The sequence below is a fragment of the Lysinibacillus sp. NPDC093692 genome, assembly GCF_050280125.1.
Taxonomy (GTDB): Bacteria; Bacillota; Bacilli; order Bacillales_A; family Planococcaceae; genus Lysinibacillus.
Genome location: NZ_JBNNUW010000017.1, coordinates 20,900 through 35,556, shown reverse-complemented (window position 1 = coordinate 35,556; position 14,657 = coordinate 20,900). Strand labels below are relative to the sequence as shown.

The window sequence follows — 14,657 nt, the reverse complement described above, 5'->3', positions numbered from 1 at the left end:
AAAAAGCGTCCGATAAACTGAAATAGTTGGGCGATAAATCTAAAAAGTTAGGCGATACAACAAAAATATAATGCGATAAATGACAACAGACCCTCTACTATTTTAGAGGGTCTGTTGTCATTCAAATATCAATCATTTCATTTGCTAATTTCTTCCGACTAATCCAGTATCCTTGCAGCGTAAAGACAATGAGCGTCGCGGCTAAAAAAACGATGCTCGTCACACTTAATGTGAAGAAGTCATAGTACGTCGGAGCTCCTTCGTCAATAAAGCTCAACATTCTCGTTAACGCTAATCCAAGAATTGTTCCAACTACTAGCCCGTATAACACAAATGATAACACTTGCGTTAAAATCAGCTTGACTAATCCGCTCGGGGAAAGACCAATTAGTCGTTGAATCGCATAATCGCCACGTTTAGAATAAATGGAGTGAAGCAATGTTTGCAATACGCCAAGGCAAGTAGCGGTAATTAAAATAACGAAGACGCCAACAAAAAGGCTCCAGCGCTGGAAGATCATTTCATCGTTTTGCTCGATAAATGTCTCTTTATCAGTAATTTTTAACGCAGGCCAGCGCTCCTGTAAGAAAGCAAGGTCTGCTAATGCCTGCTCTGTATCATCTGCTTCCACCATGATGTCTGTAATTTTAGTTGAATCTGATACTATAAAAGAGGACCAATCGACAAATAAATCTATATATTCTTTATAAGAATCAAGGGCTATATCAACGACTATTAATTCACCAATTGGCGCTTCCTGTTGAAGTGTTTCATTAAATGTCCCTGCCATTATATGATCACCAACAGCTAATTGATGTTTTTTGGCAAGTCGTTCTGTAATGATCACCCCATTTTTTAAATCTCCTTCAAAAGCATCAAGCTTTTCTAATTGGACGTATTTTTCAACATCAATGGCCTCGAAATTACTACCTTCCCAGCCATTGTCACCTTCAAGCACTATATAAGGTGCGTTACTTCGTTCATAGGCATAGGACACGCTAGGCAATGCCTCAATTTCTTTAATCAAAGCTGGTGTAATAGTTGGATCTTCTAATTCATTATCAATTTTAATAGATGTTTCATATTGAGAGTTTATATATCGATATGAGTTTTGCTGATTCGTTTTAAATAAAGAGCTACCGAATATTAAAATGACCATTAATCCAACAATACTAAGCACAATGGGCATATTTTTTCGCACCTGTGGCATGAGCTGCTGACACGCTAAGTATGCTTCTTTGCCAAGTACAGCACGAACGGGCTTCAAGGAAATTTTGAATAGTACTGTAAAGAGATACGGCATGATATAAAGTAAAATCCCACAGACGAGTAATGTGCCGATTAAAATCATGAGTGCCCCTTTGCCATTACTTGTCCCTACTTGATAAGCATTCGCAAATAAGAATAGGGATATGAATGCAACGATGCCCACAACAATCGTTTTCCATTTTGTCCAGCGTAAACTTAAATTTTCATTTTCTATGGCGATTTGTAAAGGTAATAGACTAGCGCTTTTATGAACTTGCCATTGTGTGATTAGTTGCAGCAATAAAAAACTGGCAACTGCAATCACGATAACAAAGATCATCGGTAAGTCAGTTTTTGCGTCTGGCATTTTCATCAGGGTAATTAGCTGTGGTAGCCAACTTTTTATCACTAATAAACTGACAGATATCCCTAGCAATACGCCAAAGCCAATGATGCTAGATAATTGCAATTGTACTATGCGTCTTACTTGCTTAGTGGATGCGCCAAGTGCACGTAATACCATAAGCTGTTCTTTAATTTTGTAAAATAATAGCTGGAACGTTGATAGTAGTAAGACACTAGAAATAAGTAAGATAAAGAATGACAATACAATTATAAAAATTATTAATGCTTGTAAATTTTTCTTAATTTCATCGTAGTCGCTCATGATATCGACACGTAATGTGTCATCTAACTGTTTCAAATCCGCACCAACTGCGGTTGTAATATTGTCGTTTTCCGTTTTAATGAGGGCAAACATCCCTGCAGTTTGTGCATCACTATTATCCATCCACGTTTTCAACACATCATTTTGAATCAGGATTAAATTAGGACTATCTGTGCCTTTTAGAGGTGGAAGGATTTCTTGGATCGTAAAGGTACCTGTTTCTGCTTCAGTGGAGTTTCCGACTGTTTTATTGAACGTAACGTTTAATGTATCTCCGACATCCTTGTGGAAGAGACGGGCCATATTTTCGGTAATCACAACATCTTCCGGTTCAAGATTCACATTAAAATGATAGCGGCTTTTCACTAAGTCATCGTTTTCAACACCAACAGTATAAAATGATGTGTTTTTTTCATTTTCAATATTTGTATGAGCTAATGACACACTAGAAACTTTTGTTATTCCAGGCATTGATTCGAAATTTTCGATAAGCTGTGAAGTTAACAGCTTATGCTGATCAGGATTATAACCGGCCAGCAAATCCATTTCGCCATATAATGCTTGTATTTCTTCCTTCATTTGACTATTAGCATTCCATATGTAAACACTCATTGTCATGACAAGGCAAATAGAAATGGTAATAATACTTATACTCGTTAATACATTGGCCCACGCTGCACGAAATAGCTTCAGAGCAATGGTACGCATCGTAAACATTACACATCACCTCTAGTAATCAGCTTGAACTTTGATAAAATGCAATCTAAATCCTCTGCTGTTTGCTTATTTTGATAGGAATCCACAATGGCACCATCATGGAAAAATAATACACGGTTTGCATAAGTAGCGACATAAGGGTCATGTGTCACGAGTAAAATAGTTTGATTCATATTGTTTTGCAAGTTTACTAACAGCCCTAAAATTTCATCTGTCGTATTCACATCTAATGCACCAGTCGGTTCATCGGCCAATAAAATTGGCGGATTTGCAATAATGGCGCGTGCTATAGCTACTCGTTGCTTTTGACCACCAGAAAGCTCATTAGGTCGATGCTTTGCCCATGCGGCAATATTGAGCTTTTCCATTATTTGCTGTACACGCACTTTAATCTCTTTACTTGGCACATCATTAAGGATAAGGGGGAGCGCAATATTATCTTCAACTGATAAATCCTTCAACAGATGGAATGATTGAAAGATAAAGCCGATATTCTCTTTACGGAATTTCGATGCTTTTGGCTCTTTATAAATATCATGCGCTTCCTGTCCAAATAAGAATAATGCACCTTCAGTCGGTTCATCGATGGCACTAATCATATTTAGTAGTGTACTTTTACCAGAACCGCTTGTCCCCATAATGGCCACCATTTCACCTTGATAAATCGTACAATGGATATTTTTCAATGCATTAACCGTATGATGCTTTTGTTGAAAGATTTTTGACATTCCCTCAATACGTAACACTTCGGTTAAACGTCCTTCAGGGATTGGAATCGTATTAATAACTCCTTTCAACGGATTGAACCCATTCATCTATATATGCCCCCTTTAATTGTTGTCGTAAAGCTTGTAAACCTCGGCGAATATGAGTTTTCACTGTGCCCTCAGGACATTGTAAAATCACAGCAATATCCTTTACCGAGTAGTCTTGATAAAAGCGTAATAGTAAAACCGTTTTATATTTTTCCTCTAGCTTGCAGAGTGCATGCCATAAATCTAGTTCTTCTTCGATATATGTAGGTGATGTACTATTGAGATCTTCTAATGTATGTGGTTCGACAAGTTGTACAGAGTTTTTCTTGGCAAGATAGGTTTTACAGCAATTAATAATAATGCGCGTTAGCCAGGTAGAAAAATATTGAGGATCCTTTAATTGAGGTAGGCCCTCATACGCACGGATAATGGTCTGTTGAAAAACTTCTACGGCGTCATTTTCATTTTGGACATAAACATAAGCCATTCGATATAGCTTATGTTGCTCTTGTTCAATGAGTTGATAGAAAGCTTGCTCATCTCCGTTTTGTGCTAACTGTACTAAAGATTGTTGCTTTGTAGTAATGAAAATCGCCTCCTTCCGACTATTAGACTTGGCAAATCATCATTTCGATTCAAGTTTTTTTATTTTATTGGAAATTTAGTGGATTATCACCATAACTTAGGGTTGATTTCCATTCCTCTAATGCTAATCTCCAAGTCTTGAACGAAGATCACTTATATACATAGCATAAGTTTTAATCAACGATTCCCTAAATTTTGGTTTTGTTCTAATTTCGCTATAATACCATTAATAGGTGGAAGGGATGGAGTTTTAAAAAGAAAAACGAAAAATAACTAGCTAGAAGCATTTTAGATAAAGGTACAAGGTGATAAAAATTGCTGTACATAAGATGCGTATTTTCGATCTGCTCTGTTTAGCAACAAGAAAATAGATAGATATAGAAGGAATCTACCTACCTTTACTAGAAGGTCATATATACACAATCATAAAGGGGTGATTCGTTGCGATTAACGAAAGGGATTTCTGGTTTTGATGCAGATCATCTAATCGAACAAGATATGCGTACTTTCCAGTCGATGGTTTATCATTTAGTGACAAGCGAACAACGAGCAAAAGCTGTGCAATTTATCGATCAGCCTCATGTTGTTTATATGCAAGCGGTGATTCAACTGGAGGATGAGCGTTTGACCATTCTCCATCATAGGCTGATGCCTTATATTGCATTTGCTAAGTTTGATGAAGAGCTAAGCTTTCAATTTTTAACAAAAACTCACTTACACAAATATTTTCCGATGCGTAAATGCCTAACAGCTGATACATTAAACACATTATTGACGCAAGATAAGGATTTGCACAGTTTATCTGAGGTGGAATGGAACTATATTTCACACTTTGACAGCAAAACTATAGGGGATGTTATTTTTAACTGTTGGGATTAATTTTTTATTAGAAGGAACAGCTTGATTTTTAATGCTGTTCTTTTTATGTGTGTTAAAAGTACTACTTTTATCGTTCTAGTAGTCCATCTGCTTTATTTTTCAATTCTATAATCTGCTATAAATTACATAAAAATTAACTAGTTATTTCAATTAATATATAAAAAATTCCTGATTCATCCAAGTTCGTCTTTAAAGTGGTAGATTACTATTGGTATTCAAATTATGATAAAGCACATATTTGCATTGGAAAATAAGGAGAATTTGAAATGAATTTTAAGTCTATTAGTAAAAGAATTGTTTTTTCCTTCAGCATTGTTATAGCAATCGTCGTTTTATACATTGGCTACAATTACTATGCAATAAAACAAAGCAACAGCGCGACGGAAGAAATCGTTGATGAAGAATTGCAATTACTAATTGCAGATTATGAACAAGCTCAAACGATTTCGCTCAGAATTGCTGCAGCTAGAGGGTATGTACTTTCTGGCGAAGAAAAGTATAAGAAGATTTTTGAAGATACTGTAAAGCATGCTGTTGAGAACGAACAAAAGCGTTTAGAAATTACAAAGTCAGGAGATTTCGGCAAAATTGCGGAAATGGCGAAGGAATGGAATAGCTATGTTGAAAAAGAGGTATTTGATGTTTATGATCGAGGTCAGAAGGAACTAGCAACGAAAAATTTAGCTTCTATGAATGAAAAAGTGACGGAAATACGTGAAGGCTATGAAGGATTAGCCGAGCATCGTAAGCAATCGATTAATGCGACTGGCGCAGACATTATCAGTGCAGGAAACACTAAGCAGCTGATTGGTATCATCGTTGGTGTTATGATTGTTATCGTTTCTATCCTGATTGCATTGTTAAGTGCTCGACTGATTTCTAGACCAATCATCGCTGTGACAAATCGTATGCAACGAATTACTGAAGGTGACTTAAGTGAGCCTGCACTTGTTGTGAAATCCAAAGATGAGGTAGGACTGCTTACAGAAGCGACTAATAAGATGTCCGATATTTTGAATCGATTATTAAAGCAAATTCAAACCGTTTCTAATGACGTAGCTGCGCATAGTGAAGAGCTTATGCAATCGTCGACAGAAGTGAAAACAGGTACGGAACAAATTGTTGATACAGTTACTGAAATTGCAAGTGGCACAGAAGTGCAGGCGAGCAATGCATCAGATGTAGCGACAACAATGACAGAATTCACCTTAAAGGTGACAGATGTCAACAATAGTAGTACAGATGTTCAGCAATATTCCCAACATGTTATGGCCTTAACAAAAGAGGGCCAAAGTTTAATGGACGCCTCAACTGCACAAATGAGTTCCATTCATCATATTGTGAAAGATTCTGTTTATAAAGTGGATGAACTGAGTAAACAAACACAGGAAATTTCAAAAATCGTAGCTGTCATACAGGATATTGCTGCACAAACGAATTTACTAGCACTAAATGCAGCAATCGAAGCGGCTCGCGCAGGGGAGCATGGTAAAGGGTTTGCGGTCGTTGCAGACGAGGTGCGTAAACTTGCAGAACAAGTAGCCGTCTCCGTAGATGATATAACAGGCATTGTTCAAAAAATCCAACAAGATTCTAACACGGTAACATCCTCACTAGAAACTGGCTATCATGAGGTCGAAAAAGGCACGGCGCAAATCGCAACTACAAATGAAACATTCAACCAGATTGCAGAGGCCGTTTACGCCATGTCAACGAATATTGATGGCGTGATGACGAAGCTAGAAGAGGTAGTACAAAATACCGTTACGATTAATAAATCAGTGGACGAAATTGCCGCTGTATCAGAACAATCTGCTGCAGGCATCCAAGAAACTTCAGCAACAATCGAACAAGCATCAAGCTCTATGGACGAAATCAAAAATAGTTCAGCCAATTTAGCGGGTATGGCAGAAAATTTAAATGACCTTGTTAGGAAGTTTAAATTGTAATTAAATGTATTGTATTTTGTAGCAATTGAATTATGTAAATCGGTTAAACCAGCAATCGACGAGAAAATCGTGTGATTGCTGGTTTTATTTTATTATGTGGTTTAGGAAGAAGGGTGAAATTTAAGAGTAAATACCTTTATCAAATATAGTATTGTCGCAATAAATAAAAGTTGATCATAAATTATTTATCCAAAAATTGAATAACAGGAAGTTCAATGAGGCTATAAATAATATAAAACCGACAATTAATTTCATGTGTTCATGAATAAGCTTCGATAAGGAGTGTGGAGATGGCGACACTTGTTGTAAAGAGAGGTATTATGTACAAATACCAAAGCATTGGGCAGGCGATTCAAGAAGCAAAGCCGGGAGATTTTATTGAAATCCGGGAGGGGATTTATGAAGAAAGCTTTGAAATTTCCCAAAGGCTTACATTGTATGGAGTAGGAAATGTAATCATTAAAGGTGGCGTGTTTATACGTTATCAAACACTTGTGAATATGCGAAATTTGCGTTTTACGCAAGGGCAGGGTATTTATGTAAAGGGAGATTTACAGCTAGAAAACTGTGTCATTGAGCAGCAAATGGTGCAAACACAAGTAACTGTGAGCTTCGGAAGTTTAATGATGAAAAATGTTGATGTTTTAGCGAGTCCTATCAATCATGTTGGCTTACGTATTGATAATGGTTCGAGTGTTATTCTTGTGGATACGACTATCCAGCATCATAAGAAGGCTCAAATTATGGTGCAAAATAGTGAAATCACTTTGACGAATTGCATGCTGTTGGAAGGGCGAGCGAATGGCATTTATGCAATACGAAATGTGAAAATGGAGTTGGTGGATTGTGAAATTCATGGACATCAAAAGGCCCAAATTGTTGCAGCCTCCAGTTCAATTTCAATGATGAATACGCTTATTCACCAAGGGGAAAGTATAGGGGTCCAGGTTTTTGAGAACACGACGCTATCGATGGATGGCTGTGAAATCAAGCAACATCAAGACACGCATCTAGTTGTTCATCAAAGTGAGTTATTCGTGACGGATTCTATCTTTTCTGATGGAGTGGGAAATGGCCTTTTTCTTGGCGAGAAATCAAAGGCGATATTGTACGATTGTAAGATTCATCGGCATGTGAAATCTCAGTTGTTAATTGAAAATAGTAAAGTGGAGTTTCGTACATGTAGAATAGAAAAAGGAGAGGCAACGGGAGTAACGGTTGTTAATGAAGCAGATGTATCGATGATAGAATGTAATATCCAAGAACACCCGCAATTTCAAATGATTGTTGACGCCAGCGGGCTAATGCTCAATCAGTGTATAATACAAATTGGGCAGGCAGGTGGTATTTATGGCAATGATCACGCTAAGATTACGCTCCAGAATACCATAATTCGAGAGCTCGAAAGTCACCATATTTATATTAACAATGCTCGGCTATTTACTGATAATTGTACTTTTGAACATATTCGTGCGAATGCGATTACTTGTATTGATGCTATTTTTGAAATTGCAAATAGTAAATTTAAAAATTGTTATGAAGGTCCGTATGCAATCGTTTGGTCTGATCAGTCAATGGGCCGTTTTAAGCATTGTACGATTGATGAAGCAGATCGTCCATTTTTAGCGGTGTCCAATCAATCTTTACTTGAGATGGTGTATACAGATCTAGTCACTGTAAAAATTCCCTCTATTGTACAGGGGAAAAGTCAATTATTTATCGAAGGGTATACGAACAAGACATTGTGGAAGAGTGATTCATCGTCGAGAATAGTTTATTTGGCAGCCAATACTAAAACAAAGCACAGTGTAATAAATCAAGCAGAAGCAACCGACATGCAAATACTGGACGAAAGATTACGAATACAAGTTGAAAATTTACAAAAACTTAACATTATTACCTCGACGAATAATGTTAATAAAACAGTATAGTAACCGAATAAAAAAGTAGGATAAGTAGTTTCAATTATTTTGAAATTACTTTTTTTTCTGGGGTAAAAGTACTGTAATAATGAGGTAATTAAATATGATGGATACGTATAAAGACACTTCTTCATTGTTCAGAGCCATTTATATTTGCATGTAAACGGTTTCTTTATAATGTTTTTTACACTGTAGCGCCGAATTATAAAATTCGACAAAAGCACTTGTTATTTTTATAATAGAATTAGTGAATAACAAGTATCGATCTAGGTATTGTATTGAAATTATTATTAAATAACAATGTTTTTTTGCAGAGGTTAAAATTTTATTATATTTAAGTAGATTTTGGATTGTTTAATTTGTATATGTTATCTTATAATCAGGGGAAAAAGTTCATGGAATGCTTTACTAGTTCGTTGTTTTAGAAATATGAATAATGATTGTAAAATAATAATTGGATGAAGTAGAGGTGGAAAAGGAATGTTTGGGCTGACAAAAGAAGAGATTATGTTAATGCTTGAGAAGGCAGGATTAGAGGAGATACAAAAAAATGCAATTGCGGACATCCTGCATCTTAACAATTTGCGAATCGAGCAACAACTTGCATTTATTATCCATTTAGTAATGGACGAGCGCGAAAGAAGTATTGCTAACAATACATATTTAAATTAGAAAATGTTGTAGGATAAGTAGCTATCTTTTTTACATAAACCATATAGTTTGTAATCGAATGACAAGCTGTGTGAAAAATAATAAACCTTTAATACAATTATATTATCCTACTTATAGATGAATAAAATCACAAGTGCTATTTCATAAAAGCACTTGTGATTTTTTTTAACATTAATCTCCGTTATGAATGGTAAAATTTGAAACTTTTTTATTTTTCAGAACGTAAAGAGATTAGATAGAAAAGAACGGGGAGGGGAGTAGTTTGAAGCAAGCGTTAATGATACTTGATATTCAAAATGATTACTTTAGTGACCAAGCGAGAATACCTGTAGCAAAGCATCAAATTGAGCCAACTTTAAATAGCATAAATGGCCTAATAAAAGATGCTGAAAAATCAAATGTTCCAGTTATCTATATTAGTAATGAGTTTGAGCGAACGCATGTACTTTCGAATCTTTTAAGAAAATTCACAGCTTTAAAAGGAAGTAAGGGTGCTGAATTGGATGAACGATTATTAAGAGTTGAGGGTATGTACTTTTCAAAAAATAAAGCGGATGCATTTAATAATCCCAGCTTAGTAACTTATTAAAAAAATAATGAAATAAACGAATGTATAGGAACGGGGATTTTATCTTTATTCAGTAGGTGTTCAAACACCTACTAAATAAAGATAAAGCCTCCAGCGGATGTCACGGATTTTGAAAGGAGTGAATTGTGCGTACACAATTCAAAATCCGGACGCAATTACGCCAAGGCGAAATTGATAGAAGGCTGTGTCACAGCAACGGTGAAAGGGGCTCTAGCTAGAAATTTTGCTGTAACGATTAATCGAACAAGCTAAACAACCACGAGGATTCATAGGCTCATTGATGTTACGAATTATGAATAAGGCACATAGCGGTATGAATACTTGGCTCATGAAACAGGAAGCTGTAAATGATGGTGATATTGTGCTAGATATTGGATGTGGAGGTGGAAAAACACTTCAATCCTTATCGAAAATGAATCCAAGTGGTAAAATCTATGGTATAGACTTTTCCGCGTAGGCGGTTAAAGATTCTACGAAATCCAATCAAATGGATGTGGCCAATGGAAAAGTGATCGTAACGCAAGCAAGTGTTTCAAGCATTCCGCACAAGGATAAGTTTTTCGATACGATTACAGCGTTCCAAACGCATTATTTTTGGCCGGATTTAGCAAATGATGTGAAGGAAGTATTTAGAGTGTTGAATGACGATGGGAAGTTTATCATCATTTCGGAGCTCTATAAAATTAATTATCATATGAAAGCTTATAAAACTAAGCCTGAAATCAAGCAGTTGTTTGAAAGTGTTGGGTTTCAAACTGTTACTATACGAGAAAACACGCAAAAAGGTTGGCTTTGTATTACAGGAATTAAATGAATCGTAGTAAATGGAGGATATATCAATGAAAAGATGTGAATGGGTCAAGCAAGATGAGCCTTTATATGTTGAATACCATGATAAGGAATGGGGTATCCCTGTCCATGATGATCAGCATTTATTTGAGATGCTCTGTCTAGAAGGGGCACAGGCGGGTCTTAGCTGGTGGACGATTTTACAAAAGAGAGAGGGCTACCGGGCAGCTTTCGACCAATTTGATGCATCGAAAATCATTCTCTATACGGAGGACAAGCTACAGGAGCTTAGACAGGATTCTCGCATTGTACGAAATAAGCTTAAAATTGCTAGTGTTGTAACGAATGCTCAAGCCTTTCTACGTATACAGGAGCAGTATGGTTCCTTCTCTCAATATATTTGGGACTTTGTAGACCATCAGCCGATTATCAATGAATGGTCGTCCATTGCAGACGTACCTGCTACAACAGAAATTAGCGAACGTATGAGCAAGCAATTAAAAAAAGATGGTTTTAAATTTGTTGGTAGTACGATTTGCTATTCATTTATGCAGGCAACAGGAATGGTAAATGACCATGTCGTCGATTGTTTTTGTCGCAGTGAAGGTGATAACTGATGAAAGTTGAGGATATTAAGGCTCAATTAGTAAGGCAAGCAACGATCTTTGAAACGGGTGGTATTAGACCTACACATGACCTGCTAGAAAGTTGGATTGGCTTTGTGGGATGGTCATTGCCTGCAGAGGAGTGTCCACAAGGGTTTCAGCCACTTGCTACATTATTTTTAAAGGAGCTTCCTTATGTACCGACATCGCTTCAACATATTGAGCTGCTAACGTTATTTATGAATGAAGAAATATTTGATCACCTGATAGAAGATGATCTTAGCTGTTTTTTTGAAATAAGAGCATATACTTCTCTAGAAGGTTTAGTCCAGCAAAATTGGCAGCATGACCGAATTCGAGCTTTCCCACTTATTCCGAAATGGATTATCAATGATTATCCGACATGGGATGGGGGAGGGATTCCGTCTGATGTGGAGGATGAAATTTTGAGGCTAGAACACGAGGAGGATGTTGAGTACTTCGATGATATCGTTGAAGAAATATACGCCGTCCATAAAATTGGTGGCTATCCAGCTTTTTGCCAAAGTGGTCGTGATTACGGTGAGGAATTTCCGTTTGTACTCCAAATTGCCTCAGACGAAAAGGCGTATTTTAATATCGTCGATAATGGGAATTTCTATTTCTTTTTTAATCGTGAGTTAAATGAATGGCGTGTACATTGCGATTTTTATTAGCGGTAAAATTATTTTCACGTACAAACAGCAATGCTACAGTGCTGGCATGATGAGGAGGAATGAAGATGAGGAGACATACTTCAGAAGTTAGAAAAGTAAAGAAGGTGAGAAAAATGGAAAACAAAACAGTCATTAAGAGTGGTATTAGTTTTGGCTCGGTATTGGCGATTACTATTTCTTGGAGTGTCAATCATTCGATCATTTGGGCCATCATACATGGTTGTTTAAGCTGGCTATATGTCATTTATTACGCGATATTTAGATAGAATCCAATCAAAGAAGCGCAAATACGGAACCTGACACTGTGCAATTGTTTATCGATACATTGCATTGTATACATACAATAACGAATGTGTACCTCGTTCATAACTTTGGAGCATTTAGCATAAATAACTAAGTGCTCTTTTTTTGATGAAAAGCTCATATTCAGAAAGATTACTAACATCTTTCCATGTATCGTAGAAGAAAGGTTGATAGGATGACACATCAAGTAACCGCCAAAAGCAATTTTGATTTTAATGCTTCTGGCGTTGATGAAATATTACAAAATGTAGCGTATATATTATCTACTTTCGTAATTTCTTGCCCTTTGTACAGAGATTTTGGTTTTAGACTAGACACTCTTCCACCTTTCCAGCTTGCCATAAGACGAAATACTGCACGTCTTTTAGAAAGCATTCAACGTTTTGTGCCACAAGTTATCGTTATAGATGTAGATTATCTAGGAGATGCATATGTAGGAAAACTAGAACCAGTTGTGAAAGTTATCGTTAATAAATAAATTTTTAGGTGATTTTTATCCTTTACAACAAATTTGCCAGGTAAATTAAATGGTAGCCTGGCAAATTGATAAATATCATTTCGATAAGTGCTGTGCATAACAGGAAAATGGGATAAATTCATGATTTAAAAAGAGAAGCGTATTCTATTAAAAAGGTGAAATGGAGACAATATATGAGAGGGTTCATAAAAAGTCTTTTTATTTTATTTTCCGTGATCGTAATAGCTGCTGCCTTGATTAAGTATAATCAACCTTCAATTGAAAGACCCATTCAAAAATATCCCAATACAAATTATAATGAAGAAGTTGGTGAAAAATTACAAAATACGAATTTTACAAAAAAAATTATAGTAGCGTTACGAGCAGCAGGCTATTATCCAGATAGTACGATTGGCTATTTAATTGAATCACCAAACAATCAAGTAATCACTATACCATTACATAATTTAGATAAATTAGAAAAGAGTACAGAAAGCGAAATCCAACATATCGTCAATAGTATTGCGGAAACAAATGATCTTCAGCTGTTTATCGTTAATGTCAGACTGATTGATAATTCATTAACAACAAGTAAGAATGGTTAAAGACCTCTAACAAGTTACAGAAAAATTGTGTGCTATAATCAAGAAAAGAGGTGATTATTCTGAGAATTTTAGTTTTAGGCGCCACTGGACGCGTTGGTAGCCACATTGTTTCCCTAGCTTTACGTGATGAACATAGCGTTACAGCTTTAGTTCGTACCCCGAATAAGCTAAACCTAAATGATGAAAATTTACAGATTGTACAAGGAAATGTATTAGAAAAACAAGATATCGAAAATGTCATGGCGAATGTTGATATTGTGATCAGTGCATTAAACACGGATGGCACCCATACATTAACCAAAAGTATGCCGCTAGTTCTTGAAGCAATGGAAGAGCTGCATGTAAAAAGAATTATAACGATTGGAACGGCGGGAATTCTACAAAGTCGTCTGACACCTAGTGTATTACGTTACCAATCGAGTGAGTCAAGAAGAAAAACGACCTTTGCAGCAGAGGAGCACCATAAGGTCTATCAGTTATTGAAGAAATCAGACACTGATTGGACAATCGTCTGTCCTACATACTTACCAGACGGTGAATACACGGGTACCTATCGCATTGAACAGGACTTTTTACCGGATGGTGGGGGAGAAATATCTGTAGCAGATACGGCAGAGTTTGCCTATCAACAAATTCTGAGTAAGGAATATGTAAAATCACGTGTAGGTATTGCGTACTGATTATTGTAAGAAGTAGATAAAAAGAGTTTTAAAAAGTCAATAGGTGTGGATATGCGTTAATCGAAGTAGGATTAACGCTTTTTTGTTGTTAAGGTAATGTTTTTGGTATGAACTTGAAATCTGTTGAAAACAATTGCACATATAAGATAATCGATTAAGAAGGATTTTTAGGATGTTTCTGGAATATGTACACTTAGAAATGCGATGTATGGAAGACAATAAGGAGTGAAAAATATTTCTAATCAAAAAAGAAGATTGCCTAATATTGTGACTATCTTTTTAATTTTTCTCTATTATGGTGTGTTTTTATTATTGTATCTTCAAGGTGTAATTGGTGGAATTTCTTTTGTTGCTATACTATTGATTAATTTTATCATCTTATTAATTGTTCGCATTTTACTTAGAAAAAAATATATAAAAGAAACATCACGCTTGCAATTTCCATGATGTTCTTGCTGTTTTGTTTCGAATTACCACTTATATTTTATGAAGGAACTTCGCATGTTGCATACATATACAAAGAGCCATTACATGCCAGGG

Annotated in this window: 15 protein-coding genes and 1 pseudogene; 13 read left to right on the top strand and 3 right to left on the bottom strand. The window is 36.0% G+C overall.

All coding sequences use genetic code 11. The annotated features are described in order from the left end of the window. Positions 1-121 precede the first annotated feature (121 nt). From ACQKN4_RS17200 to ACQKN4_RS17190, 3 genes are read right to left on the bottom strand one after another with little or no spacing between them, the layout of a single operon-like run. Complete coding sequence (locus ACQKN4_RS17200) at positions 122-2,632, bottom strand: ABC transporter permease (RefSeq protein WP_427484283.1); 2,511 nt, start codon at positions 2,630-2,632, stop codon at positions 122-124. After that, entirely contained in the window at positions 2,632-3,360 is a 729-nt protein-coding gene (locus ACQKN4_RS17195; RefSeq protein WP_427484342.1) for an ABC transporter ATP-binding protein, read from the bottom strand. The genes ACQKN4_RS17200 and ACQKN4_RS17195 overlap by 1 nt, the downstream gene beginning before the upstream one ends. Before the next feature lie 52 nt (positions 3,361-3,412). After that, positions 3,413-3,973, bottom strand: a complete 561-nt coding sequence (locus tag ACQKN4_RS17190; protein WP_079560938.1) for a sigma-70 family RNA polymerase sigma factor — start codon at positions 3,971-3,973, stop codon at positions 3,413-3,415. Positions 3,974-4,413: 440 nt separating this feature from the next. Here ACQKN4_RS17190 and ACQKN4_RS17185 point away from each other — a divergent pair, with 440 nt between their 5' ends. The 13 genes and pseudogenes from ACQKN4_RS17185 to ACQKN4_RS17125 all read left to right on the top strand — a co-directional run bounded on the left by ACQKN4_RS17185 (position 4,414) and on the right by ACQKN4_RS17125 (position 14,564). Beyond that, positions 4,414-4,851, top strand: coding sequence for a hypothetical protein (locus tag ACQKN4_RS17185; protein WP_427484282.1), 438 nt, complete (start codon positions 4,414-4,416; stop codon positions 4,849-4,851). 266 nt (positions 4,852-5,117) lie between these two features. Beyond that, on the top strand, positions 5,118-6,800 hold the full coding sequence (locus tag ACQKN4_RS17180; protein ID WP_079560940.1) for a methyl-accepting chemotaxis protein: 1,683 nt from the start codon (positions 5,118-5,120) through the stop codon (positions 6,798-6,800). A gap of 290 nt (positions 6,801-7,090) precedes the next feature. Next, positions 7,091-8,731, top strand: coding sequence for a right-handed parallel beta-helix repeat-containing protein (locus ACQKN4_RS17175; protein ID WP_427484281.1), 1,641 nt, complete (start codon positions 7,091-7,093; stop codon positions 8,729-8,731). A 471-nt stretch (positions 8,732-9,202) separates the two neighbouring features. Next, the gene (locus tag ACQKN4_RS17170) at positions 9,203-9,394 is read left to right on the top strand and encodes a hypothetical protein (protein ID WP_079560942.1); all 192 of its coding nucleotides are present in this window, start codon (positions 9,203-9,205) and stop codon (positions 9,392-9,394) included. A gap of 262 nt (positions 9,395-9,656) precedes the next feature. Continuing rightward, positions 9,657-9,983: a cysteine hydrolase family protein gene (locus ACQKN4_RS17165; protein ID WP_427484280.1), complete on the top strand. Its 327-nt coding sequence runs from the start codon at positions 9,657-9,659 to the stop codon at positions 9,981-9,983. A gap of 280 nt (positions 9,984-10,263) precedes the next feature. Next, positions 10,264-10,797: pseudogene (locus ACQKN4_RS17160) on the top strand (class I SAM-dependent methyltransferase). Between the two features lie 25 nt (positions 10,798-10,822). Continuing rightward, positions 10,823-11,389 carry a DNA-3-methyladenine glycosylase I gene (locus ACQKN4_RS17155; protein ID WP_079560946.1) on the top strand — a complete coding sequence of 189 codons (567 nt, stop codon included), beginning with the start codon at positions 10,823-10,825 and terminating at the stop codon, positions 11,387-11,389. Next, the gene (locus ACQKN4_RS17150) at positions 11,389-12,072 is read left to right on the top strand and encodes a DUF1963 domain-containing protein (RefSeq protein WP_079560947.1); all 684 of its coding nucleotides are present in this window, start codon (positions 11,389-11,391) and stop codon (positions 12,070-12,072) included. The genes ACQKN4_RS17155 and ACQKN4_RS17150 overlap by 1 nt, the downstream gene beginning before the upstream one ends. 65 nt (positions 12,073-12,137) lie before the next feature. Next, on the top strand, positions 12,138-12,338 hold the full coding sequence (locus tag ACQKN4_RS17145; RefSeq protein WP_079560948.1) for a hypothetical protein: 201 nt from the start codon (positions 12,138-12,140) through the stop codon (positions 12,336-12,338). 212 nt (positions 12,339-12,550) lie between these two features. After that, complete coding sequence (locus ACQKN4_RS17140) at positions 12,551-12,853, top strand: hypothetical protein (RefSeq protein ID WP_079560949.1); 303 nt, start codon at positions 12,551-12,553, stop codon at positions 12,851-12,853. 173 nt (positions 12,854-13,026) lie between these two features. Next, positions 13,027-13,437, top strand: coding sequence for a hypothetical protein (locus ACQKN4_RS17135; RefSeq protein ID WP_427484279.1), 411 nt, complete (start codon positions 13,027-13,029; stop codon positions 13,435-13,437). 59 nt (positions 13,438-13,496) lie between these two features. Then, positions 13,497-14,117 (top strand): NAD(P)-dependent oxidoreductase, encoded by a 621-nt coding sequence (locus tag ACQKN4_RS17130; protein WP_427484341.1) that lies wholly within the window; start codon positions 13,497-13,499, stop codon positions 14,115-14,117. A 225-nt stretch (positions 14,118-14,342) separates the two neighbouring features. Further along, positions 14,343-14,564 carry a hypothetical protein gene (locus ACQKN4_RS17125; RefSeq protein ID WP_427484278.1) on the top strand — a complete coding sequence of 74 codons (222 nt, stop codon included), beginning with the start codon at positions 14,343-14,345 and terminating at the stop codon, positions 14,562-14,564. Positions 14,565-14,657: the final 93 nt, after the last annotated feature.